19 protein-coding genes are annotated in these 24063 nt (G+C 56.9%); 7 read left to right on the top strand and 12 right to left on the bottom strand.

Translation table 11 applies throughout. The features are described 5' to 3' along the window. Positions 1–60 precede the first annotated feature (60 nt). Positions 61–813, top strand: coding sequence for an endonuclease/exonuclease/phosphatase family protein (locus M8N44_RS11590; RefSeq protein WP_102729055.1), 753 nt, complete (start codon positions 61–63; stop codon positions 811–813). Positions 814–826: 13 nt separating this feature from the next. Here M8N44_RS11590 and rsmI read toward each other — a convergent pair whose 3' ends face one another. The 4 genes from rsmI to hisI form a co-directional block, all read right to left on the bottom strand. Further along, positions 827–1528 (bottom strand): 16S rRNA (cytidine(1402)-2'-O)-methyltransferase, encoded by a 702-nt coding sequence (gene rsmI / locus M8N44_RS11585; RefSeq protein WP_022397658.1) that lies wholly within the window; start codon positions 1526–1528, stop codon positions 827–829. Between the two features lie 29 nt (positions 1529–1557). After that, entirely contained in the window at positions 1558–2073 is a 516-nt protein-coding gene (gene lptE / locus M8N44_RS11580) for an LPS assembly lipoprotein LptE (RefSeq protein WP_022397659.1), read from the bottom strand. An 18-nt stretch (positions 2074–2091) separates the two neighbouring features. Continuing rightward, positions 2092–3042, bottom strand: a complete 951-nt coding sequence (locus tag M8N44_RS11575) for an outer membrane protein assembly factor BamD (RefSeq protein ID WP_102729008.1) — start codon at positions 3040–3042, stop codon at positions 2092–2094. A 64-nt stretch (positions 3043–3106) separates the two neighbouring features. Then, positions 3107–3598 (bottom strand): phosphoribosyl-AMP cyclohydrolase, encoded by a 492-nt coding sequence (hisI, locus tag M8N44_RS11570; RefSeq protein ID WP_102729007.1) that lies wholly within the window; start codon positions 3596–3598, stop codon positions 3107–3109. Positions 3599–3685: 87 nt separating this feature from the next. On the opposite strand from hisI, the gene M8N44_RS11565 reads away from it, so the two are divergent. Together M8N44_RS11565 and M8N44_RS11560 are read left to right on the top strand one after the other, a co-directional pair. Next, positions 3686–4654, top strand: coding sequence for a hypothetical protein (locus M8N44_RS11565; RefSeq protein ID WP_180975265.1), 969 nt, complete (start codon positions 3686–3688; stop codon positions 4652–4654). Between the two features lie 31 nt (positions 4655–4685). Then, on the top strand, positions 4686–5777 hold the full coding sequence (locus M8N44_RS11560; RefSeq protein WP_102727584.1) for an ankyrin repeat domain-containing protein: 1092 nt from the start codon (positions 4686–4688) through the stop codon (positions 5775–5777). 11 nt (positions 5778–5788) lie between these two features. Here the strand turns inward: M8N44_RS11560 and M8N44_RS11555 are convergent, their stop codons facing one another. Together M8N44_RS11555 and M8N44_RS11550 are read right to left on the bottom strand one after the other, a co-directional pair. After that, on the bottom strand, positions 5789–6307 hold the full coding sequence (locus M8N44_RS11555) for a DNA-deoxyinosine glycosylase (protein WP_102729005.1): 519 nt from the start codon (positions 6305–6307) through the stop codon (positions 5789–5791). Positions 6308–6319: 12 nt separating this feature from the next. Then, entirely contained in the window at positions 6320–7129 is an 810-nt protein-coding gene (locus tag M8N44_RS11550) for a hypothetical protein (RefSeq protein WP_102749188.1), read from the bottom strand. A gap of 256 nt (positions 7130–7385) precedes the next feature. Between M8N44_RS11550 and carB the strand changes: the two genes are divergently transcribed. After that, the gene (gene carB, locus M8N44_RS11545; RefSeq protein WP_102729002.1) at positions 7386–10580 is read left to right on the top strand and encodes a carbamoyl-phosphate synthase large subunit; all 3195 of its coding nucleotides are present in this window, start codon (positions 7386–7388) and stop codon (positions 10578–10580) included. 150 nt (positions 10581–10730) lie between these two features. Here carB and M8N44_RS11540 read toward each other — a convergent pair whose 3' ends face one another. Next, a complete protein-coding gene (locus M8N44_RS11540; protein ID WP_180975264.1) occupies positions 10731–11477 on the bottom strand; it encodes a PP2C family protein-serine/threonine phosphatase in 747 nt (248 codons plus the stop codon). Between the two features lie 149 nt (positions 11478–11626). On the opposite strand from M8N44_RS11540, the gene M8N44_RS11535 reads away from it, so the two are divergent. Continuing rightward, positions 11627–11893: a hypothetical protein gene (locus M8N44_RS11535; RefSeq protein WP_102722149.1), complete on the top strand. Its 267-nt coding sequence runs from the start codon at positions 11627–11629 to the stop codon at positions 11891–11893. 174 nt (positions 11894–12067) lie between these two features. On the opposite strand, the gene M8N44_RS11530 is transcribed toward M8N44_RS11535, so the two are convergent. Continuing rightward, on the bottom strand, positions 12068–12817 hold the full coding sequence (locus M8N44_RS11530) for a class I SAM-dependent methyltransferase (protein WP_102729000.1): 750 nt from the start codon (positions 12815–12817) through the stop codon (positions 12068–12070). A 330-nt stretch (positions 12818–13147) separates the two neighbouring features. Here M8N44_RS11530 and M8N44_RS11525 point away from each other — a divergent pair, with 330 nt between their 5' ends. Continuing rightward, positions 13148–15082, top strand: a complete 1935-nt coding sequence (locus tag M8N44_RS11525) for an NAD(+) synthase (RefSeq protein ID WP_102728999.1) — start codon at positions 13148–13150, stop codon at positions 15080–15082. Positions 15083–15151: 69 nt separating this feature from the next. Here M8N44_RS11525 and M8N44_RS11520 read toward each other — a convergent pair whose 3' ends face one another. The 4 genes from M8N44_RS11520 to M8N44_RS11505 all read right to left on the bottom strand — a co-directional run bounded on the left by M8N44_RS11520 (position 15152) and on the right by M8N44_RS11505 (position 21162). Continuing rightward, positions 15152–15487, bottom strand: a complete 336-nt coding sequence (locus M8N44_RS11520; RefSeq protein WP_102727590.1) for a DMT family transporter — start codon at positions 15485–15487, stop codon at positions 15152–15154. A gap of 1413 nt (positions 15488–16900) precedes the next feature. Further along, positions 16901–18100 carry a sialidase family protein gene (locus M8N44_RS11515; RefSeq protein ID WP_180975263.1) on the bottom strand — a complete coding sequence of 400 codons (1200 nt, stop codon included), beginning with the start codon at positions 18098–18100 and terminating at the stop codon, positions 16901–16903. A gap of 166 nt (positions 18101–18266) precedes the next feature. Then, positions 18267–19541: a sialate O-acetylesterase gene (locus tag M8N44_RS11510; protein WP_180976198.1), complete on the bottom strand. Its 1275-nt coding sequence runs from the start codon at positions 19539–19541 to the stop codon at positions 18267–18269. A gap of 403 nt (positions 19542–19944) precedes the next feature. Next, complete coding sequence (locus tag M8N44_RS11505) at positions 19945–21162, bottom strand: DUF2254 domain-containing protein (RefSeq protein ID WP_180975261.1); 1218 nt, start codon at positions 21160–21162, stop codon at positions 19945–19947. A gap of 873 nt (positions 21163–22035) precedes the next feature. Here M8N44_RS11505 and M8N44_RS11500 point away from each other — a divergent pair. After that, positions 22036–23556 (top strand): M60 family metallopeptidase, encoded by a 1521-nt coding sequence (locus tag M8N44_RS11500; RefSeq protein WP_102728994.1) that lies wholly within the window; start codon positions 22036–22038, stop codon positions 23554–23556. Positions 23557–24063 lie beyond the last annotated feature (507 nt).

Genomic DNA, 24063 nt, shown 5'->3' with positions numbered 1-24063 from the left:
CGTATTATCTGTAATCCGGGCCGTTCGGAACAACAGGCCCTAAATTTCATTTTTGCAGGTATGAATCCGGTCATTTTCAGTCCATGCGCAGCCGCGGCGGTTCTTCTGGCTCCTTTTTCCCTGTGGGGCGGGGAAGCCACGTTCATGAGTTACAACGTAAAGAACGGTACCGGCATGGACGGCAAGCGGGATTATGACCGTACGGCGCGGGTGATTGCGGAGGCAAAACCGGATGTCGCGGCCCTTCAGGAACTGGACAGCAAGACAAAAAGGAGCGGCGGCAGGGACACTTTGCAGGAATTGGCCGTAAGGACAAAGTTGACGGGGACGTACGCCAAGGCCATTGATTATTCGGGCGGTTCCTATGGAGTCGGCCTTTTATCCAGGGAGAAGCCTTTGAGCGTGAAGCGAATTCCTTTGCCCGGCCGGGAGGAGGCGCGCGTGCTGCTGATGGCCGAGTTCAAGGATTACTGTTTTTGCGTCACGCATTTGTCCCTGACGCGGGAGGATAGCAACGCTTCCATCGACATGATTGCCGCTCTGGCCGCGGAGTGCAGGAAGCCCTTTTTCATTGCGGGAGATTTTAATTTGACGCCGGGCTCGGAACCGATAGCCCGGATGAAGAAGCATTTCATTCCGCTGAGCGATTTTTCCCAAAAAACGTTCCCTGCCGATCAACCGGCGGAATGCATTGATTACATCTGGATGTACAGGGGGAGAAAGGCGGAGGCGTTCAAGGTGGCGGAACGCAGGGTGATTGAAGAGCCTGCCGCTTCCGACCACCGCCCGATCAAGGTGACGGTGCGTTATTAATGCCCTTGGCTCATTAATTGACGGCCCGCGGCGCATTTACGCCGCCCACCAGCAGTACGATTTCCCCCTTGGGGGCACGTTCCGCAAATTCCGCCGCCAGCCGGGAAGCCGGGCCGCGGTGGTAGGTTTCAAAGGTTTTGGTCAGTTCCCTGGCTACACAAACGGGAACGTCCGGGTCCAGCGCCGCCAGCGCCTGCACGGTTTTGACGATGCGGTGGGGTGATTCATAAAAGATACTGGTATGGGAAGCTTCCACCGCCGCCTGGAGCATGGAGCCCTTCCTGCCGGATTTGACGGGCAGAAAGCCGCCGAAGAAGAAGGCATCCGTAGGCAGTCCGGACCCCACCAGGGCCGTCACCACGGCAGACGGTCCGGGAAGTACGGTGAAGCTTACTTCCTTTTCCTTGAGCGTCTGAATGAGGCGGTAGCCCGGATCACTCACGCCCGGCATGCCCGCATCACTGATCACGGCAAAGCTTTCCCCGCCGGCGGCACGGGCGGCAATTTCCCCGGCGCGGGATTGCTCGTTGTGGTCGTGCATGCTCATCAAGGGCTTGCGGATTTCATAGTGGGAGAGCAGAAGCCCGGAATGGCGGGTGTCTTCACACGCAATGACGTCCACCTTGCGCAGCACGTCCAGCGCCCGCAGGGTGACGTCCGCCCGGTTGCCGATCGGCACCGGAACGAAGTAAACGCTGTATTCCACTTCCGCCATAAGCACAAATTTTCCGGAGCCGGACAGGTCTAGCCGTTGGTGAGGGTTTCCGCAATGGAGGTGGCTACCAGCCGCGCCGCATAGGAGAGGGCGTTGGTCCGGGCCGTCTGGATGTTGCCCAGGTCAAAGAATTGGCCCACTTCCTCCGCAGAGCTGGCATACAGGACTTTCTGCGTCCTGGCGTCCACCACCCGGTACTTGACGGCCAGGCGCAGGCCCAGCTCCGTACTTTTGTAGGTGTCTTCCCGGCTGGAACGCAACTGGTCGAAGGTGATGGAGTACACTTCTCCTTCCACCCGGATATCCGCATCCGCACCGGTGCTGAGCCGGTAGGTGCCGTCCCGCTGCAGTTCATCCGCCAGCGCGCCGGTCACCAGCGTGGCGGCGCGGGGTTCCAGGGAGTTGTTGGCAAAGAGGCAGACCTTGACGGTCTGCGCAAATTCCAGCTTGGGCGGCTTGGTGCCGCCGAGCTGGTAGCCGCAGGAACCGGCCAGCAGGCACAGAACGGGCAGAAGAAGTTTGAAGACGTTCCGGATACGGTTCATGCGGACGGAGAGTTCCTGTTATCTGCTGGTGACGCCCAGTTTTTTCAGGCGTGCCTTCGCCTTGGCGGCGGCGGCGGGATTGACGCTGCCCTTGGAGGCCACTTCCTGGTAGCAGAAGATGGCCGCATCGGTGTCTTTCATCTTGGTCAGGTAGTATTCCGCCACTTCCAGCTGCTGGGCCACCAGCTCACGCTTCATGGCGGCCAGGTCGGAACGGGCGGCCCCGGCGCGGGAGCTGTTGGGGTAGCGCTGGAGGTAGTCTTCATACGCTTCCTGGGCGCGGGCCACATTGACGTGGTTGCGGTCCCCGTCAGCGGCGGCCTGGCGGTACAGGGTGGCTATCTGGAGCTGGGCCGTCGGGGCCAGCGGAGAGTGCGGATGGTTGTCCACCAGGTTCTGATACGCCTCAATGGCCTCCTTCATCTGGCCGCGGGCGGCCAGGTAGCTGCCCAGCACGTTCATTGCCTGCGGGGCGGTAGGGGCGTACGGGGCGTTGTCACGCACGTGGTTCAGCCATTCCGTAACGTTCTTGGGGTCCATCCGGACGTCAAACATCCACAGTACGCGGTTGGTCAACGCGCCGCTCGCCGCGCCGAAGGCCATTTCCTTCTGCCGCGCCATGGCCTGTTTGTACAGGGGGCTGTCCGGGTGGCGGTCAATGAGCTTCTGGTACTGGTCAAACGCATCCGCGGGTTCCTTGCGGGCCTCATAGAGTTCCGCCATTCTGAACCGGGCCTGCGGCGCTTCCTTGGAAAGGGGGTGCTTTTCCACCACGCGCTTGTATTTCTTGATGGCGCCGGACAGGTCGTTCTTCGCTTCCTTCGCCCTGGCTTCCTGCATCAGGGCGATGGCCTGCTGGTCCACCATGCGGACGGTTCCGGGGGGCGGGGGCGCTTCCGAAGAGCACTGGCACAGCACCAGTGTTCCGGAGACGGCGGCCATCATGACAAGCAGCTTTTTCACATTCATGACTTTACAGCAGAAAAAGAGGGCGCGTCAACCCGGTGAACGCAGATTGACGCGCAAAAAAGAGTTAGTGTCCCTTGCCGTATACGGCTTCAGCATCAAAAACGACGCCGCCGTCCGCTTCACGCAGCGTGACGGGTTCCCCCTGGGGCTGGGCCTTCAGCTCGTCGCCGAAGGGCACGGAACGGTAGAAGCAGGAGTGGTGCCCGGTGTGGCAGGCTCCGGCGCCGCACTGGTCCACCAGCACGATCAGGGCATCCTGGTCACAGTCAATCAGGATTTGCTTCACTTTCTGCACGTGGCCGCTGGTCGCGCCCTTGTGCCAGATTTCCTGGCGGCTGCGGGAGTAGTAAACGGCTTCCCCCAGCTCCATGGTCATGCGCAGGGATTCCGCGTTCATGTAGGCCAGCATCAGCGGTTCATGGGTAACGTGGTCCATGGCGAGGGCCGGAATCAGGCCGTTCTGGTCAAATTTGGGGGCGAATTCCGCGCCTTTTTCCACATTCACCTTGCCGCGGTCGGCAAAGACAATCCGGGATGAGATGTCGTTTTGTTCCATAACCGGCCCCCTTAGTACATGAAATATCCGACATATACCAATCTTTTCTGTTGCCCTGACGCAACGAAATGTTTTCATAGGGAGCGTATGGCATTCACGGCATCCCAAGCGTTCGACCTGCTCCGCACCGCCTTCTCCCGCAACCGGCTTCCCCATGCCCTGCTCATTGTGGGAGACGAGCACCAGGGAGCCTCCCGCCTGATCCTTCAATTGCTGGAGCTGATGAACGGCATCCGGGCGGACCACCTGGACAGCGTGCGGGACGAGTATTGCCGCCTGGTGCGCCCCAAGTCCAAGTCGCGCCGCATCCTGCGGGATGACATCCGCGCGGTGGAACCTTTCCTCCAGCAGCGCGCGGCGGAGGGAAAATGGAAGATAGCCGTGTTCATGGATGCGGAGCGCATGAATGACGAGGCCGCCAACGCCTTCCTGAAAACCCTGGAGGAGCCGCCCAGCCAGTGCCTGCTCATTCTGTCCACCTCCCAGCCGGACCAGCTTCTCCAGACCATTATTTCCCGCTGCGTGCGCGTCAACCTGCTGCAATCCGCGGAGTTCAGGCTCACCCCCATCCAGGAGGCCCTGCTGCCCCACTGGCTGGAGACCTGCCGCAATCTGGACAATGACCTGGCCGCGCTGGCCTTCCGCAGCAAGTTCGTGGACGTCATGACGGAGGCCAAGGCCGCCATCACCAAAAACCTGAACCAGGCCCTGAAGGATGAAGCGAAGGAAGCCGCCCAGGGCACGGATACCTCCGACTGGGAGTCCCGCAACAAGGACGCGAACACCGCCCAGATAGAGACGGAATACCTGGAACAGCGCAACCAGGCCCTGGAATTGCTCATCAGCTGGTTCGGCCAGGCGGCCCTGATCGCCTCCGGCGCTCCGGAGGTCACGCCGATTCATCCGGAGGTGCGCACGCTGTCCGCACAGATGCCCGTGAACGAATTGCTGAAGCGCATGGAAGCCCTCAACAGGCTCCGCGACGATTTGAATTTCAACATTCATGAAGCCCTGGCGCTGGACGTCCACCTGCTGGCCGCCGTCGGGTCTTCCTGAATGAAGACTCCCTCACCTCCCCTACCCCATTATGACCTACTACTCCCGTCTGCTGTTGTCAGCCGCCGTCTTCCTCGGCTGTTCGCCCGCCGTCCGCGCCGTCACCCCGGAAGAAGGGAGGCGCATCTACCTGGAAGCAAAGGAAGGGAATGCGGAATCCCAGTACCGTCTGGGCCTCTGCTTCCTGAAGGGAGACGGCGTCAAGCGCAGTCCCTCCCAGGCCAAATTCTGGTTTTCCAAGGCGGCCAGGCAGGGGCACCGCACGGCGGAACGCTCCCTGCGCCTGATTCCCAAAAAGGCTCCGCTGCCCGTGGACCCCTCCGCCGACCGCGCCACCCGGGAGAAGAAGGGGCTTGAATTGTATGAATACCTGTACAAGCTGAAGGATTACAGGCCCGCGCGGGAGAGCACAACCACCTCTGTCACCATCAACGGCAAGAGGAAGTATGACAAGCTGCCGGAAGAGGGAACGAAGCCGGAGCTTTCCAAAGTCAGCGCTTTCATCCGCGCCGGGGCGGACGTGAATTACCAGGGGGAGGGCATCAGGGGGGATAATTCCTGCGCGCTGGCCCTGGCGCTGGACATGCAGTTTTTTGAATTGGCGGACCTCCTGATTGCCAACGGGGCGGACGTCAATCTGGAAATAGGCCGGTCCGACGAGTATAAAAACGCCTCTTCCTCCCTTCTTTCCAGGCATTATTTCAATCCCAGGGCTCCGCAGGCAGCCTATCTGCTGGAGCACGGGGCGGACCCGGATTACGTGTGCAATGACGGCAAAACCCTGCTGATTTCCGCCGCCAGGTACGGGAATGAGGAGAGTGTCAGGTTCCTGCTGGAAAACGGTGCGGACCCCAACAAACCCAACGGTAAGCCGCGGCTAGGCCATTACAAGCCGGCCAATTCGGAAACGGCCCTGTGGGTGCTCGCGGACGTTTCCGGCCTTCAGGAAAATTCCATAAACGCCGCCGCCAAATTGTTGATTGAGCACAAGGCGGACGTGAATTTCCGCTCCAGGGGCGGGGCCACTCCCCTGGACCGCGCCATCGCCACCGGAAAGAGCAGCCTGGCGCGCATCCTGAAAGAAGCGGGGGCCAAAACCTCCAGGGAATTAGACGGCAAGTAAGGCGCTGAAGCTCAGCCTTTTTTCCCTCCCTGCCGGAGTCGGGAGAGGATGACTTCCTCATAGGCGCGGAATTTCTGCTCATACGTCAGCCGCGCCGCCGCCGGGCTGGTGGAGGGCATCTGGATGATGGCAGGGGTTTCCCGGAGGAATAGTTCCGGAAAATACCGCTTGAGGTATTTATGGGAGGCGGTGCCGTTGCAGCAGACGGTGCCGATGCCGGGGAAACATTCCAGCAGGGCGGCAATGTCATTGGGCTGTTCCTGGGAGATGTGCTGGTCCAGGCTGCCGGGCCTGACGCCGGAGGCCACCACGTCCCACAGCCCCACCCCGCCCCGGTTGAGCAGGGACAGGCGTTCCCCATACGGCAAGGAGGGGTCAAAATCCAGCAGGGTTCCCATGATTTTCCAGAAGGCGTTGCGCGGATGGGCGTAATACTGGGCCTGCCGCAGGGATTCATCCCCCGGCAGGGAGCCGAGCACCAGCACGGAGCATTCCGGCGTGACGGAGGGAGGGAAGGAGCATTTCTTCACGGCGGGAGGAGGTCACGGGTTCTGCATGCCTGAGTATCTGCGCACCTCCTTGATGCCCACCTCCTGCCGGAGCAGGGAGGAGAGCCACGGATGGCTTCCCACCGCCGGAGCCAGGTTGAACCGCTCCGGCCTGGTGATGCGCGTGAAGATGACGCGCCTGATTTGGGATTTGGGCACTGTCTTGGCTCCGTAGCCGTCCGGCATGTTGGAGGACCAGAAGGTGACCGTGTCCCCGCCGTCCTTCACCAGAACGGTCAGGTGGCCGGATTCCCGGCGGCCGATGTGGTCCGTCCAGAATATTTTCATGAAGTCTCCGGGACGGGCCTTCCGCCAGTCTTCAAAGTTGACGCCGGCTCCCAGCCTGTGCACCAGCACGGCCAGGCCGGGACCGTTGGCGTTCGCCCAGCCCCACGGCCCTTCGCCGTCATGCTGGCCCAGGCGGGGAATGAGAGCCAGCCACGCTCGCTCGGAAATAACGGGCTGCGGCTGGGCGGCGTCCCATAATTGCAGGGATTTTAAAAGGAGCAGGTAGCAGGCGGAGGAGCAGAAGGAAGGGGTGGCCTCCCGGAGAAGGAAGACGGGACGGCGCGTGCGGGGGTCCCAGCGGCAGGTTTTCTGCGCCAGGGCTTCCATGGCTTCCCTGTTGGTTTTGTAGCCTCCACCCTTCCGGAATTGGGAAAGTCCGGCGCGCAGGGACTGGTACCATGCGGCCTCACCCGGAGTCATGGCCGCACCCCGGCCTGCGGGGGCGCGTTCCGCCGCCGTCACGGCTGCCGGCCACAGCAGCCCAAGGCAGCAAATCAATATCAGGGCATTCCTCATCCTTGCCCCACAGGGTATACGGGCGGCGGAAAATATCAAGGGCGGATTGCGCGCGCAGCGCTGTACGGAAAGGGAAGAAGACCATAGCCTTTTCCCCGGAATTCCTGTTGTTTTGTCTGGACTTATCGCAGAACGTCCCTTACTGTGCGTCAGGTCACGCGCCGGGTATGCGGAGCGGAGAGGCAACGCACCTTGGGCGGACCTTGTTTCCGGTATTTATTTTTAACCACCACGGACCACATAGAGGCATCATACCATGGCAAAACGCGAAGACATCCGCAAAATCCTCATCATCGGCTCAGGCCCCATCATCATCGGCCAGGCCTGCGAGTTCGACTACTCCGGCACCCAGGCCTGCAAGGCCCTGCGCGCTGAAGGCTACGACGTCGTTCTGGTGAACTCCAACCCCGCCACCATCATGACGGACCCCGGCATGGCGGACCACACCTACATTGAGCCCCTGACCGTGGACCGCATCACGGCCGTGATTAAAAAGGAACGCCCGGATGCTCTGCTGCCCAACCTCGGCGGCCAGACGGCCCTGAACCTGGCCTCCAAGCTGAATGAGGAAGGCATCCTGAAGCAGTACAACGTGGAAGTCATCGGCGTGGACCTGGAAGCCATCGCCCGCGGTGAAGACCGTATCATTTTCAAGGAAACCATGGACAAGATCGGCGTGCCGGTGGCCAAGTCCGAACCCGTCTATACCGTGGAGGAAGCGGAGAAGGTGGCCGCCGAGCTGGGCTACCCCGTCGTGCTCCGCCCCGCCTACACCATGGGCGGCACGGGCGGCGGCATCGTGTACAACGTGGAGGAACTGCGCCAGATCGTCCCCCGCGGCCTGGCCGCCTCCCTGATCAACCAGGTGCTGGTGGAGGAATGCGTGCTGGGCTGGGAAGAACTGGAACTGGAAGTCGTGCGCGACGCCAAGGGCCAGAAGATCACCGTCTGCTTTATTGAAAACGTGGACCCCATGGGCGTGCACACCGGGGACAGCTTCTGCGTGGCCCCCATGCTGACCGTTCCCCAGGACGTGCAGGACAGGCTTCAGGATTACTCCTACCGCATTCTGGACGCCATTGGCGTCACGGGCGGCACGAACGTGCAGTTTGCCCACAACCGTGAGGACAACCGCATCATCGTCATTGAAATCAACCCCCGCACGTCCCGGTCCTCCGCCCTGGCCTCCAAGGCCACCGGCTTCCCCATCGCCTCCGTCTCCACCAAGCTGGCCTCCGGCATCACGATGGACGAACTTCCCTACTGGCGCAAGGGCTCCCTGGAAAAGTACGAGCCTTACGGCGACTACGTAGTCGTCAAGTTCGCCCGCTGGGCCTTTGAAAAGTTCCCCAAGGCAGCCGACAAGCTGGGTACCCAGATGAAGGCCGTGGGGGAAGTGATGAGCATCGGCCAGAACTTCAAGGAAGCCTTCCAGAAGGCCGTGCGTTCCCTGGAAATCGGCCGCGCCGGGCTGGGCCGCGTGAAGAAGCTGGAAGCCCTCACCACGCCGGAACTGCGTGAAAAGATCACGTACGGCAACAGCGAACGCTTCTTCCAGATTTACGAACTCCTGCGCCGCGGCGTGACCGTGGAGGAAATCGTGAAGCTGACCCGCATCACCCCGTTCTTCATTGAACAGATGAAGGAACTGGCGGACTTTGACTTCTCCCTGGATGGCCAGGGCTGGGATTCCCTGCCCGTGGAAACCCTGCGCCAGGCGAAGAAGATGGGCTTCTCCGACAAGTATCTGGCCCAGATTTTCAACGTGCCTGAAAAGGCCGTCCGCACCCGCCGCCAGGAAAACGGCATCACCGCCACCTACCGCATCGTGCCCGTCAGCGGCGTGGAACACGCGGAATATTACTATTCCACCTACAGCGGCGCAGAGGATGAAGTGCCCGTGAACGACAAGAAGAAGATCATGATCCTGGGCGGCGGTCCCAACCGCATCGGCCAGGGCATCGAGTTCGACTACACCTGCGTGCACGCCGCTTTCACCCTGCGGGACAACGGGTATGAATCCATCATGGTGAACTGCAACCCGGAAACGGTCTCCACGGACTTTGACACGGCCAACAAGCTGTACTTTGAACCCGTGACCGTGGAAGACGTGCTGGCTATTTATGAGAAGGAAAAGCCGGAAGGCGTCATCGTCCAGTTCGGCGGCCAGACCCCGCTCAACATCGCCCAGGCCCTCAAGGACGCCGGGGTGAAGATCATGGGCACCCAGCCGGAAGGCATCCGCCTGGCGGAAGACCGCGAATACTTCCGCGAACGCATGATCGCCCTGAATATTCTCCAGCCGGAAAGCGGCACCGCCCGCTCCCTGGAAGAAGCCGTGGAACTGGGCCGCCAGATCGGCTACCCGGTGATGGTGCGCCCCTCCTTCGTTCTGGGCGGCCGTGGCATGGAAGTCATTTACGATGAAGAAAACCTGAAGCGCTACGGCGTGGAGGCCATCCAGGTCAGCCCGGAATACCCCATGCTGATCGACCGCTTCCTGGACAACGCCATTGAAGCGGAAGTGGACGCGCTGGCCGACGGCACGGACACCTTCGTGGCCACCGTGATGGAACATATTGAGCTGGCGGGCATCCATTCCGGAGACTCCGCCTGCGCCATTCCTCCCGTGACCATCGCCCCCAAGCACGTCCGCACCATTGAGGAACACGCCGCCAAGATCGCCAAGGACTTCCAGGTGAAGGGCATTCTGAACGTGCAGTTCGCCATCTGCGATGACGAGGTGTACATCATTGAAGCCAATCCCCGCGCCTCCCGCACGGTGCCCATCGTCTCCAAGGTCACGGGCATCTCCATGGCGCGCCACGCCACGGAAATCATGCTGGGCAAGAAGCTCAAGGACCTGGGCCTGAAGCCGCGCGCCTGCCGCTTCATCGGCGTGAAGGAAGCCGTCTTCCCGTTCAACATGTTCCCGGAAGTGGACCCCGTCCTGGGGCCGGAAATGCGCGCCACGGGGGAAGTCATGGGCATTGCGGACAACTTCGGCATGGCCTACTACAAGGCCCAGGAAGCCGCAGGCTGCATCCTGCCCACCTCCGGCAAGGTGCTCGTCACCGTCTCCGACCGCGACAAGAAGTTCATTGAACCCATCGCCCGGGACCTCATCTCCCTGGGCTTCAAGATCGTCTCCACCGGAGGCACCGCGGAATACCTGCGCGGCCAGGGCGTGGAAACGGAAGTGGTCAACAAGCTGCATGAAGGCCGCCCGAACCTGGGCGACATGATCACCAACAAGCAGATTGACCTGATCATTAATACTCCGGTGGACCGCACCAGCATGATTGACGACTCCTTCATCCGCATGCAGTCCATCCAGAAGAAGATTCCGTACATGACCACCATCGCCGCCGCCAGGGCCACGGTGGAGGGCATCCGCTCCGCCCAGCATGTGAAGGTATCCCCCCGCTCCCTCCAGGAATATCATTCCTGAACGCGGACGGCTCCAGCCATTTAAAAGGAATGCCCCGCATGCGTCTCCTGCATGCGGGGCATTTAATTATCCGTCCGGGCCGGAGGAGGGATGTGAAATTCAACCAGCGCCTGTTTCCGGCCCCTTTTCAGCCACACCGCCTCCGGAGAATCACGCTTCCGCTATTTCCGCACAGATCAGCGTGGCGTTATCCTGGTTGGGCGCGCCGTCACGGTTGATGCCTTCCAGCACGGACCGCACCAATTCCTCCGCGGACAGCATGGACAAGTACCGCATCCCCGCCGGGCCCAGGGAGTCCAGATAAGGCCCCACTCCGTCGCTGGCGACCAGAAGGCGGTCCCCGGGAACCAGAGGGAAGCACTCTTCCCGCAGATCCACCAAAGGCACTTCCCTCCCCATCAGGGCGGAGGTCAGGGAATGGCGGGAAGGATGGCTCAAGGCCTCCTCCCGGCTGATGGAACCTTCATCCGCCATGCGTTCCAGCTCCGCGGAATACTGGTGCAGGTCATTAAGCAGAAACATTTTTTCCTCCCGGATGAGCAGCAGAAGGGAATCTCCCACGCTGACCCAGCGCAGCCCTTCCGGCCCTATCCAGGCCGCTACCAGCGTCGTGCCCATCTCGTCATCCTTCCCCCTCTTCTTCCGGACCGTACGCACCTGTTCATTGGCGGCGGTCACTGCGTCTTTCATCCTCTTGCCGGGAGACCGGTTTTCCCGCTCAAACGCCTGAAAAAAACCTTCTATAGCCGCGCGGCTGGCCAGCTCCCCTCCGGTATAGCCCCCCATGCCGTCCGCCAGGACCAGCACCAGGGCGTCATCCCCGGCCAGGATGGAAAAGGAATCCTGCTGATTGCTGCGGGCGCCCAGAATCTGGTCCCCATGCAATCCGGAAACCATAAAAGGTTCTTGGGAAAAAGGCTGCTGCGTCATGGCGGTGAGCCATCGTAGCACGGCAGGCCCACCGGGATAAAGCAAGAATAACGTGAGAGAAGAAGCCATGTCTGCATCCCGGGATGATTTTTCCGGAGTCGGAAAAGCAAATATCAATGCGGGGCCGTAGAAATCCGGACGACACGTATCGCGAAATCTCGTTCGTCAACGGGAAGAACAGGGAACTTTACATGGCTCCCAAAGCCCTGGATTACTCCCAGCTTCATGACCTTTTTTCCCGCTACGCGGCAGGGGAGAATCTTTCCCGCCTCAACAGGGAGTGGACTCTTGACGTGAACAAAACCCGCTATATTCCCACCATCATTGTTGTTCTGGCAATCATCGCCGTCCTTGCCGCCATCATCTTTCAATCCATGAATTGAAAGAAAGCTTTCCTTTTTTCATTGCCGGACATTTCCGGGATATTCCGGCAGAAGGGCCGTTGCGGTTCCGGGCTTCTGCCGGAAGAACATCGCACTGGATGGAGGCCAAGGAAACAACCGGCAAAGGAACGCGTGAACATCCTTTTCCGGATGCAGTGCATGAACGGTGCGTCCTCAGCAGGCCCCTAAATACACCACGGTTTCATTCGGAACCGTAACACGGCCTCCCGTCTCAAACCGGTCAAACAGCCCGTTAAGGGCGTCCAGCCAGGGGGAATGGCCCTCATCCTTTTCCGTCAGGGCATAGGAGGCGGACATCATGCGGCGGAGATACTGGTCCCGCGTATAGGACAGATCATTCGGAAAGCGGAATACCCGGAAGCGGTGGTCGAAAAACTCGCCGAGTCTATCCGTCAAGTCGGCCAAGCCCCCGCTGAATCCATAAAAACGCGGGCAGTAAAGACGATGGATGTTCCCTTCCTCCCGGACAATGGGGCCGTCTTCCACCCTGGAATTCCAGATCAGGGCTATTCTGCCCTCCGCGGCCAGAATACGGCGGCATTCCCGCTTGAACGCGGCGGCGTCAAACCAGTGGAACGCCTGCGCCGCCGTTACCAGGTCCACGGAAGCGCCGGGAAGCAGGGTATGCTCCGCCGTTCCCGGCACGGAATGGAAGCGGTGGAAACCCTTCAGCACCTTCTCCGCCTCCCTCCGCATGTCATCGTTAGGCTCCACGCCGTACACGGTCCAGCCATGCTCCACCATGGCGCGGGACAGGATGCCTGTTCCGGAACCTATATCCGCCATTCGGGGATTCTCCCGGCGGGTTTCCCGCGTCAGAAGCTCAACAACGGCGGCGGGATAACCGGGCCTGCCCTGAACGTAGGCCCCGGCTTTTCCGGTAAATCGGTCAGTATTATTCATCGGGCTTTGTGAGATGGTTTACTCCTTTTCTCCCGTTTTTCCAGCTTCAATGCTGTTCCCGGAACATGAAAAGCCGCCGCACCGCGGGATTTCAGGAAAAAGGCATAAGAGCCGCTCCCGCCGCCTGGCCCGTTGAAGGCAGCCGGGTGAATACCTTTTCCTGCCGCTTCCTCATCCTCCCGGCAAACGGGCGGGATGCAGTCCCCACTGATGGCTTTACAAGTCTTTCACGAGCTTTTAGTATCCGGATCAGGCCCGCTTCTCCCGGATTGCGTCCTGATTACGGGAAAACGACCATCTGCGGGCTCCATTTTCCAGACTGCGCCGCCCATGTTCGGATATTACAGACTTGCCTCCGCCGTCCCCCAGCTCCGCGTGGCTGATGTGGATTACAACGTCGACCAGCTCATGGACGGATTCCGGAAGGCTGCGGAACAGAAAGCTGCTGCCGTCGTCTTTCCGGAGCTGAGCATCACGGGCTACTCCTGCGGAGACCTCTTCTTCCAGCCGCGCCTGCGGGAGGCGGCCCTGGACGGCCTGCGCCGCTTTGCGGAAGCGACGGAAGGCTCAGGCACCATTGCCGTGGCGGGCCTGCCCTTCCTGCATGAAGATGCCCTGTACAACACGGCGGCGGTCATCCAGTCCGGCAGAGTGCTGGCGCTGATCCCCAAAACCGTGCTCCCCAACTACCGGGAATTTTACGAAAAGCGGCAGTTTACATCCGGCAGGGAGCTGGGAACAGGGACGAAGGAGGCCAAAGTCAATGGGGCATATATTCCGTTCGGAACGGAAATCATCTTCCACGATGCAGCCTCCTCCTTCAGCTTCGGCGTGGAAATATGCGAAGACCTGTGGAGCGTCATTCCCCCCAGCTCCGGACTGGCCCTTCAGGGAGCCAGGGCCATATTCAACCCCTCCGCGGGAACGGAACTCACGGGCAAGGCCGCCTACCGTCGCGAACTGGTCAAGCAGCAAAGCGGCAGGTGCCTCTGCTCCTATGTCCTTTCCTCCGCAGGCGTGCATGAATCCACCACGGACACCGTATTCGGCGGGCATTCCCTCATTGCGGACAACGGCAGGCTGGCGGCTGAAGGCGAACGGTTCGGCAGGGAAAGCTCCCTCATCCTTGCGGACGTGGACTTTGAACGGCTGGCGGCGGCGCGCCTCTCCGAAAGCTCCTTCAATGACAGCAAATCCCTTTCCCCTGCCGGAAATGCCCTTCATCTGACGCTGCCGGCGGAAGTTCCCGCCCCCCCCGGTCTGGAATACGCCTTTAATCCGGCGCGGCCATTTCTGCCCTCCCCCGCACACCGCCCGGAACGGTGCGAAGAAATCATCGCCATCCAGACAGCGGGACTGGCTAAAAGAATGGAGCACACCGATGCACGGCGGCTTGTCATCGGCATCTCCGGCGGTCTGGACTCCACGCTGGCCCTGCTTATTTGCGAGCGCGCCTGCCGGGCGTTGAAACGCCCCGCCTCCGACATTCTGGCCGTCACGATGCCGGGCTTCGGCACCACGGACAGAACCCACGACAATGCCTTAACCATGTGCCGCCTTCTGGGCGCGGAGCTTCGGGAAATCCCCATTTCCGAATGCTGCCTCCGGCACTTCGGCGACATCGGGCACGACCCCGCCGAACGCACTACCACCTATGAAAACGTCCAGGCCCGCGAACGCACGCAAATCCTGATGGACCTGGCCAACAAAACCGGGGGGCTGGTCGTGGGAACGGGAGACCTGTCGGAAATAGCCCTGGGCTGGAGCACCTACAACGGAGACCACATGTCCATGTACGCGGTCAACTGCTCCATTCCGAAGACGCTGATACGGTGCCTCATTGAACACATCGCCGGAGAATCGTCCCCGGAACTGGCCGCCACCCTCGCGGACATCAACAACACCCCCGTCAGCCCGGAACTTCTGCCTCCGTCAGGCGACGGCTCCATTGAACAGCGTACGGAAGACGTGCTGGGGCCTTACGACCTGCACGATTTTTTCCTCTTCCACTTCATCAAATACGGGGCAGAGCCGGACAAAATCCTGTATCTGGCGGAGCACGCCTTTCGCGGCGAATTCCAGCCGGACTTCATTCGCCGCTGCCTGGGCATCTTCATCCGCCGCTTCTTCCGGCAGCAATTCAAGCGCAGCTGCATGCCGGACGGCCCCAAGGTAGGCACCATTGCCCTTTCTCCGCGAGGAGACTGGCGCATGCCTTCCGACGCCTGCGGAACAGTGTGGGAAAAATATATTTCCCACCGTTGAACCCTTCTGGAGGGCTGCTGCACGCTGACCTTCTCCGGCGCCCCGGCATGAATTGCCCTACAGGGAAGCTCAATGCCCGGGGGCCAGCTTCAACCCGATAATGCCTATCAGCAGGAAGGTGGCCGCCAGCATGCGCCAGACATTGGAGGAATCCCCGAACCACAGGATGCCCACCAGAAACGTTCCCAGCGCGCCGATGCCCGTCCACACCGCATAAGCGGTGCCGATGGGAATGCTGCGCTGGGCCAGCCACAGAAGAAAACCGCTCAGGGCCATGCTGAACACGGAGAACGCAATGCAGGCGGCAAACCTGCCGGAACCCGTGCCGGGCGCCTGTGAAAGCTTGAAGCCCAGAGGCCATCCGATCTCACAGAGACCGGCCAACACCAGATAAATCCAGGACATATATTGAAACGGGGAATCATCTTCCGTTTGCCGGCCCTCCCGAATGGGAAGAGCTCCAAGGGCAACGGATGCCTTGCAGGGTACCCGTGCCCGCCCCGGAATCAAGCAGACAAACCATGCACACACTGTCATACCAGGAATGCTGAAGAAACAGTGAACACAAATAAAGAAAACTCTTAACATTCATAAACTATTTCCTCTCATCCCTGCCAGCGATCAGGCCGAAAGTGCAGGGAATGAAACAACAGGAATGGGTGCTGAGAAAGCCTCAAAACTGGAGAAAAAACCTCCATGATCATTCTTCCGATTACGATCACATCCTCCGAAACCGAATCAGACGATTCAAACTTCTTCTATCTTAGAAACCGAGGCAAATACAGCATTTGCACGAAAACTATTGCTTCAGGCGAAACGGATACCAACGACATGTTCATGGTTGAATAATCCGCAACTTCATTCTTCTAACAAATACAGTGCGAGCTCACAAAAGCTCGCACTGTATATTTATTCCTTCTATAATCAAGGATTTACATAAGTTTCAATCCACGCACGCCTATCCATGCGACTAGCCATATAGTAGCTAAAACGGTATCAGATACAAGCGAAAATCGAAAAAATATTCTTATGAAAATCATTGATAGGTTGACTCCATGAAAAAAATTTCATAGCCTGAATCCAGTTAGAGCAAAAAAGCTAGAAAGAATCCCTTCTTCCCAGCTTTTCAGGTTCCTACTTCCGCCCTACAAAGGAGACAGCAGCAGCATAAATATGGAACTCTATGCTATCTTTTTTTACGCTGATGTCAACTCTGGAGGATAGAAGTGGATTTTTAGTAGATAGAGTGATCTATGAATGCAAAAAAACAAAAAAACAAAAGAATGATAGATTGTCAAATTAATCTAAAAATATCTCACCAGGCATTCCGAGATATCTTCCTCATGATATCACTAATCATATCTTCCCTATGATTTGGTGAACATGCTGATTTCCCTTGGTTGAAATTTCAACCATCGAGACATTATGAAAACAAGAGAAAAATCCAGTTCTTGTTTTCATAATGTCTCGAATTCCTACCACCGTTCCTCCCAGAGCTTTTCTTACTTCATCCAACATCTGCCCATTAGAGGCTTCTGCGTTCTGCAGGAAAACTTCTTCATGGCGACGGAGGCATACGGGTGGTCTCTGCTACATTTTATAGATTTTTTACCAGAAGCAAGGATTTCAACTCAAAAAACTCTTCTCTCCACAATTCTGAAGCTTATATTAGAAACATGGTCTGTGGGTATGAAGAGAAGGAGACTTATAGAGCAAATACCCGGAAAATTCGAGAATCCCGTCGCAAGCTTACGAACAAAACAGGACCGGCAGATTAACTCCCCCGGTCTCGGCAATAATCAACAACTAAAAGCGGGACTATTTTATTACCGGAGCTTTCTGCCCGGTCGGCAGCCCCGTATCCTTTCCGTCGGTCAGCCACTCAATCGTAATGGGAACAAACTTCAGCTTCTTGATATTCGGCTGGTTTTCCTCATAAAGCACCCCCACGACACCGGGTTCTACCATGGCGAGGCTGGAATAGGCAAAACCTCCTTCTCCCAACAGTTTTTTCACCGGCCAGGTTTTGCCGTTGTCATAGCTCATCGCCACCTGCCCCTTGATGCGCCGTCCGGCACTGGGGCCGGAAAACAGGAGGCGGCTCTTGCCGCCAAAGGCAGGCTGGGCCGTCAGAGAATAAGTCATCAGGGAATTCTGCGTGCTGTCGCAAAACAATTCCGGAGCATCTTCCACTTCACCCCATGTCGCGCCGCCGTCCTGTGACCACACGATGCGGCGGCAATTGCCTCCGCCCCAGTGGCGCGCGACCATGACCACGCCTCCGTTATCCGTCTCCGCGATGGACGTTTCATTCACCAGGCCCTTCATATTGGCGGTCGGCTGGCCCTGCTTCCAGCTTTTGCCGCCGTCATCACTGTAAATGCAGGAAATCACCCATTTGCCGAACGGCCCTTCATTCATCGGAATCACCAGGCGCCCCTTGTGGGGGCCGCTCTTCAACTGGGTTCCCGCATTCGGGCCGGAAGCCATGATGTCCACGCCGGTGGGGCGCTTGGTCGTCTTCGTGATATCCTCCGGCTTCGTCCAGGAGGAACCGCCATTCCTGCTCTGGATCATGAAATTGCGGATGCACTTCTCGTCATCCCAACCCTGAGGAATATTGGGCTGCCGTTCCTTGACTCCTGCGGGATAACGCTGGAATACGACGGTCACGGTCTTGGTCTTGGCATCATAAACCGGGCACGGATTGTTAAACGTGGCCCCATGCGACTTGGCGATCGCCCGGGGGCGTGACCAGGTTTTTCCGCCATTCTTGCTGACGCTCATGATAATGTCGTTCTCCCCCTGGTCAGTATTCTTATACCGGCCTTCGGCAAACGCCAAAAGCTGCCCCTTCCCGATATTGAGCAAGGCGGGAATGCGGATGGACGCATAAGGGTTCCCTTCCCCAGCGCTGAATACGGTCACCGCCTTGTCCGTGGGAAAATCCGTCTTCTCTCCCTGCCCGAAGGCGGGCAGAACTGCGGCGCACACCGCACCCATCAAAAACTTGAACATGGAATTCATCATTACTGGACTTTATCTTGTTCCGAAGGGCTCTACAACCGCAATCCATGCCGTACCATCCTAAGACCAGAGCAGAAACTCTGACTCTCTCCAAAGGAATGGATAAACCATGCTGAAGGAGTGAGAAACCAAAAAAATCTGGCAGTCACATGAAAATCTACCTGGACTCCGTCTTGTTCATCCCATTCCGGGAATCCAAGGGATAGTCGAAAAACGGACACCAATTGTCCATGCGGTAAACGACGTCCTGAATCCGGGTCTTTACCTTCTCCCCCTGGGAATCCCGCAGGCATCCGCGCGCTCCGGTGCGCGGGCCGGAAGGAAGTTTCTCCTTCAAGGTCATTCCGTACCGGAGATGACAGCCGGAAGGGTCGGACGACATTATGATGCGGACGGCGTCTCTGCCGTTCAGCGTGACGGACTTGATCTCCAGGGGTTCGCCCTGCGCGTTCACCAGGGAAAAGCCGTAATTGCCCGGATCAAGGATCGTCTTGGTATCCAGCGCCAGCGGAGGCACAGGCACGAAAAACTTCACGTCTACCGTCCAGTCCTTCCCCTTCCTGCCAACTGCATGGGCGACAGGATGGATGGGCTTCCAATGCACGCCCTCCACCAGCACCTTGTACATGACGTATCCGGCATACTCCCCGTAAAGCCGGGACATGGGAGCGGTCAAATGCACCCCGTCGCTATAGGAAAAATGGTACATGGGCGTAGTCATGATGTACCGGCTGTCCTTTTCCAGAGCCAAATCCAGCTGGGCCACGGCAATCGCGGGATAATCCGTCGGATTCTGGGCAAAATAATTGAGATGGGAGGCAACCTGGTATCCAAAGCAGAGCACATCGTTCTTCTGTCCGGTAACGGCCTTGGCGTCCGCGTCAATATCCTGAATCAGCGCGCGCATCTTCTCCTTGTACCATTCCCCGGTTTTCCTGTCCTGCTGGTCGGTTTCCCCCTGCGTCCACAGGAAACAAGGCATGGAAAATGACTTGCCGGCCTTGGAGGCGAGCTCGCGCCCCGCTGTCAAATCATCCAGAATACGCTGATAGGGGGCGTTGCCTTTGGAAAGAACACCGATGCTGACACCTCCCACGCCGTCGGCAGAGCACAGGAACCGGACGTTGGACGCCTTCCCGGAGTCACGCTTCTTCAGCAGGCGCATGAAATTCCCGGCAGCGCCGGAAACGGGCGTCTCTCCCCTGGCGCCGTCCGGAGAAATGCCTTCTACCAGGGGAATCACGGCGCTCCGGTCATTGCCGCCCTCAAAAGGACGAACGCCGCCTTTGAACATCAAATTGCCGTTCTTCTGCTCCGTCGTCACCACCGGCTTGGCCGTCCATCCTACGGAAAGCGACTGCCCGTAGGACGGCAAATAATTCCAGTCTGTTAAAACGGGCTTCTCCGCAAAACCATAAGGACTGCCAGCCATCAACAGGCAAAAAAGAACTCCGGTACGAAAACATGTGCTTACCTTCATGACAATACGCTGAATCATGGTCATGTACGGTCCGGTACCTATCGAAAATTCAACATGCTGAAGAAAATAACCGGGGAATGAATGAAACTTCCTCCTGCCCAAAAACACTACACATGAAAATGTTGAATATCATTCAACAGACATGACGCCCGTAGCTGCCCCATTGATGAACATGGAAATTCCGGGCAGCCATCCGTTTTACCATGATGATTTCTCTCCCATGGATTCTCCCGGAAAATAACGCCTTTTTGCAACCTGGTCCATCCGGGAAACTGTGGACCGTTAATAAGATTCAGCCCATTCAACCATACCTGGACCTCTAAAACCCCTCTTCTTCACCGTGAAGACAAGCAAGCTAATCAATGACCAGTTTTTTCAGGACTTCCTTATCTTCATCCAGCACTACCGTTCTGGATGCATGTTCATAGCATTGGCGGGAATACTTGCGGGCTTCCTCCTTGAACTGCCCGTTATCCAGGCCATGCAATGCGGCAAAAGCCTTCAACAACTTGATGTCAATCGCCATAATCCCTCCTTCGTCGCGCAGAATAGGGCTGAAAATATCCGAAAACAAATTGGAGACGGTCAACGGAAGCACCCATATCCTCTCGTGCTTCACGCCGGGACGGCGTTCTTCCCGGGCATACTTCGTCAGCAGCCGCACGCCCCGGTTAATAATATCAATACCCGTTCCGTAATCATTGACGGCTGCAGACAGGGCCCTGGCAGCAATCTCGGCAAGCACGCACAATCCAAACCTGGGGTCCTGTTCAAAATTGCGCTCATGCCCGATGATAAACGCTCCAAGCAAATCACGCCGGGTTTCATTTGACACAGGCTTGTCAGCATAAACCAGAACCGAGGTAACGGACACGAAATCCCCCGGGAGCGAGACGACGTAAAGATCAAGATCTCTATCCCTGGAAAGATGGTCCAGCTTTTCAATATCAATATATTGAATATTGCCTGTCTGATCACTCCTGACGGGAACGGCATTTTCCGGAATATCAAGCTCCCTATCAACGAGGGGATTGGCGCCCAGATAGGGTTCCCGGGCGCGTTCCAGCAATGCCCTTTCCGTTACTCCCTCCACCAGCTCGGAAGTCTCTCCCACCCGGCCAAGCCTGGACAAATGCTCAATCCACCGGATGAGCGTGACCAGAATAATGGCAATCACCCCCAGGGTGACAACAAACAGAACCACCCTTCCCCGCTGGTCATACATGCCGGAATTCAGGAAAATAATCGCAATCAGGCTGAAAATGAAGGAACCGATGAATGTGGAAAGAGCATTCTGGGCCGTGGAATCCTCCATCAGCAGCTTCGTAGCCCTGGGCGTTACGCTCGACGTCGCCGCTGCATAAGCGGAAACAACCGTGGTTAAGGAAAAAGTCGTAACCGCCAGCATGCTTGAAGCCAGGATATTCAAAATTGTATCGACCGTATCGGCCCCGATCTTTTGAAAAATATCAAACGGAACAAACTCGCCCAGGTAAATGGAGGCAATAGCCGTAACAATAGCCAGCAGCGCAAAATAGGTAGCCTTGACCCAAAGAAGCTTGTTAGCCCTCAAAAACAATAACCTGATTTGAAAAATGAAGGACCCTTTCATCAGAAGCTGGAATTGGAAAAACGGTTGGAGGCTACTCTCCTGTTAAAACAGTATCGAAGCCTCTCCGTTCAAGAATAAGACTCTTAAAGGAGGGTGAGAAGCCGATCATTTCTATAACTTTAATGTCTCTCGAAGTGGAACCCCGCATCCGGGAAACCGCAGGAAATGGTTTCTGAAACTGGAAAAGGAGTTCACTCAAGTCAAGCAACTCAAAACAGCGCCCATCCTTCCGAAAAGAGCGACTTTGCTTCAAGGAATGGCTGTGGAAAGCAAGGTTCCCGGCTGTGCCGGACTCTCTCTGTACGGGCAAACCCAAAAACACAGGCAGAATCTACCTGTAAATGCTCATAGAAACCTATGGATCCGTTGCCTCCGCTTTCTCTACATGGAGAAACGCCTCGATCAGGCAGCCCTCATCCTGAACAACAACGTGCTGTTCTTCTATCAGCAACACGGATGGCACATAAAAGCCATTCTGACGGATGACAGGAAGAGAATATTGCGGGGAGGCGCGTGGTAGAAATTCTATGCCGATGTCGAAGAATTTCAGAAGGACTCAATCAAATGGCTCAAGGGTTACAGTCGCAAACGCCCTCATAGGACTACCGCAGTATGGGAAGGCAATTGAGTAAAACATGGAAGCCTTAAAAAACACGCCATACGAAAAGAAAACCAGCTATACAACGTGAGAGCGTTCCCATTCATCAACCCGCCCCGTCTTCCGTTGAAGCAGGTTGATTTTTTCGTTTGCCGGTAAAAAGAGAAATGGTGAAAGAAGAGGAAAACGGAGAATGTAACTTGTAACATCATAGAATCACCCACTCCCACGTTATCATGAACCGAATCATTTCATTCCTCTCCCTGCCCCTGTCGCCGCTCGCATCCGTACTTGCGGCCAACACTCCGGAAAGCATCGGCAACGACCTCCAACTATTCAAGGATGCCTCCTGCACGGCTTTGAAGCAGCATGTTAAAGACATTTCCGCCTTCCAGCCTGACGCGATGAAGGAACTCGCGGGCAAAATCCTGGCAGGCAACTACAAGCCGGACTACCTGTATGCCGAATACCAGGCCCTCCCCTCACCGCGCCAGACGGGCAAAAACCTTAGAATCGGAGAGGGATTCAGTAAATACGACAACATGACGGGCGTCTATCTGGAAAAAGGGCAGCACGTCGTGCTGGTCGGCAAGACGGATGGGCGTGAAATCAGTCTTCTGCTCCCGAACCTGATGCGCAAGCCGGCCGAAGGAGTGCAGCCGACGAAGGATCCCAACGGCTGGGGACTGCACAAAAAGCAAATACCCCTTAAGGAAGGAATCAACATCATTGATGTAGAAACGCCCGCCAACGCCTACATCAGCTACTTCAGCAACGATGCCGACACGGCACCGAAAATCCCCGTCCATTTCGTGACGGGCAAAGTCAACGGCTATTTCGACACCACCCGGGGCGATACCAACGAAGACTGGGTACGCCTGCTTGACCAGGCCGTCTCCCCGATCATGGACGCCCGGGGAAAATACATCCAGGTTGCCTACCCCGTCGAATTCCTGAAAAAATTCACCAGGGACCGCGGCACTGAACTCATCAACGCCTACGACAAGCTGATAGGCATCCAATACCAGCTGATGGGCCTTGAGAAATACGGCAAAATCCCGAAAAACCGCGTCTTTGCCCGCGTGAACTTCAACTACTACATGTTCCGCGACGGTGATGGAGTAGCCTACCTGGGAGACAATGGTACGATGCGAATGGTGACCGATCCTGAAAACGTCCTCAAAGGCGACGCCTGTTGGGGCTTCTCCCACGAAGTCGGCCACGTGATGCAAATGCGCCCGATGACCTGGGGCGGCATGACGGAAGTCAGCAACAACATCTTCTCTCTTCAAGCCGCCGCCAAAACGGGCAACGAAAGCCGCTTGAAACGCCAGGGCAGCTACGACAAGGCGCGCAAGGAAATCATCGATGGGAAAATTGCCTACCTGCAATCAAAGGACGTTTTCAACAAGCTGGTCCCCCTGTGGCAGCTCCATCTCTACTTTACCGAAAACGGACATCCCGACTTCTACCCTGACGTCATGGAATACCTGCGCAACAACGCAGGAAACTACGGAGGGAATGATACCATTAAATACCAGTTCGAATTCATCAGGGCATGCTGTGACGTCACAAAAACCGACCTGACCGACTTCTTCGAGAAATGGGGCTTCTTCGAAACCGGACAATTCCACATCGGCGACTATGCCAATTACGATTTCACCGTCACCCCCGAAATGGTGGCTGAAACGAAAAAATGGATTGCCGATAAAGGTTTCCCGAAACCCGAAACTGACATCACTGCAATAAGCGAATAAAGTTATTAGGGAAACCTACTTATTCCTCATAAAAGTCATGATATGTCTGTCCCTCAGTAAAAAATGGAAACCTTTTCTCCATTAGGAACTGTATCAATTGGAAAAAGCGGAAAGTCCATTTAGTCATTTGTAAGGCAAAATTATTTTTTACGGTAATTTTCCAGATTTGAGTATGCTTATCCTCATCATTCCTCTGGAATCCTTACAAATGATTCTGGAAATATTGAGAATAAAATAACCGGATTATCGACATTAGCCATTTGCATTTACTGGAATACTAAGACCTCCAATGGCTTTGATACATCGGATGGGAAGAGGCTTTAAAATTGCTGAAAATCAGAAAACAAAATTCAAAAATATATTAAAATGAGCAAGTTATGAATATTTTGGTCTTGCTCAATGTATATTAAAATAAATGGAGATGTTTTAATGTATACCTCAGTATCCTTGGAATTCATTGCCCAAAAATAGTATTAAAAATTATAAATATATGTAAATGAATACGTT

Origin of the sequence: Akkermansia massiliensis, from assembly GCF_023516715.1 — a bacterium.
GTDB lineage: Bacteria > Verrucomicrobiota > Verrucomicrobiia > Verrucomicrobiales > Akkermansiaceae > Akkermansia > Akkermansia massiliensis.
The sequence above is the reverse complement of the archived record's forward strand: the minus strand, read 5'-3'. Positions and strand labels throughout refer to the sequence as shown.

Coding starts and splice junctions, on each gene's coding strand:
- M8N44_RS11590 (WP_102729055.1), top strand. CDS start 61: ATGAATCCGGTCATTTTCAGTCCATGCGCAGCCGCGGCGGTTCTTCTG.
- rsmI (WP_022397658.1), bottom strand. CDS start 1,528: ATGGCGGAAGTGGAATACAGCGTTTACTTCGTTCCGGTGCCGATCGGC.
- lptE (WP_022397659.1), bottom strand. CDS start 2,073: ATGAACCGTATCCGGAACGTCTTCAAACTTCTTCTGCCCGTTCTGTGC.
- M8N44_RS11575 (WP_102729008.1), bottom strand. CDS start 3,042: ATGAATGTGAAAAAGCTGCTTGTCATGATGGCCGCCGTCTCCGGAACA.
- hisI (WP_102729007.1), bottom strand. CDS start 3,598: ATGGAACAAAACGACATCTCATCCCGGATTGTCTTTGCCGACCGCGGC.
- M8N44_RS11565 (WP_180975265.1), top strand. CDS start 3,686: ATGGCATTCACGGCATCCCAAGCGTTCGACCTGCTCCGCACCGCCTTC.
- M8N44_RS11560 (WP_102727584.1), top strand. CDS start 4,686: ATGACCTACTACTCCCGTCTGCTGTTGTCAGCCGCCGTCTTCCTCGGC.
- M8N44_RS11550 (WP_102749188.1), bottom strand. CDS start 7,129: ATGAGGAATGCCCTGATATTGATTTGCTGCCTTGGGCTGCTGTGGCCG.
- carB (WP_102729002.1), top strand. CDS start 7,386: ATGGCAAAACGCGAAGACATCCGCAAAATCCTCATCATCGGCTCAGGC.
- M8N44_RS11540 (WP_180975264.1), bottom strand. CDS start 11,477: ATGGTTTCCGGATTGCATGGGGACCAGATTCTGGGCGCCCGCAGCAAT.
- M8N44_RS11535 (WP_102722149.1), top strand. CDS start 11,627: ATGCGGGGCCGTAGAAATCCGGACGACACGTATCGCGAAATCTCGTTC.
- M8N44_RS11530 (WP_102729000.1), bottom strand. CDS start 12,817: ATGAATAATACTGACCGATTTACCGGAAAAGCCGGGGCCTACGTTCAG.
- M8N44_RS11525 (WP_102728999.1), top strand. CDS start 13,148: ATGTTCGGATATTACAGACTTGCCTCCGCCGTCCCCCAGCTCCGCGTG.
- M8N44_RS11520 (WP_102727590.1), bottom strand. CDS start 15,487: ATGTCCTGGATTTATCTGGTGTTGGCCGGTCTCTGTGAGATCGGATGG.
- M8N44_RS11515 (WP_180975263.1), bottom strand. CDS start 18,100: ATGTTCAAGTTTTTGATGGGTGCGGTGTGCGCCGCAGTTCTGCCCGCC.
- M8N44_RS11510 (WP_180976198.1), bottom strand. CDS start 19,541: ATGGCTGGCAGTCCTTATGGTTTTGCGGAGAAGCCCGTTTTAACAGAC.
- M8N44_RS11500 (WP_102728994.1), top strand. CDS start 22,036: ATGAACCGAATCATTTCATTCCTCTCCCTGCCCCTGTCGCCGCTCGCA.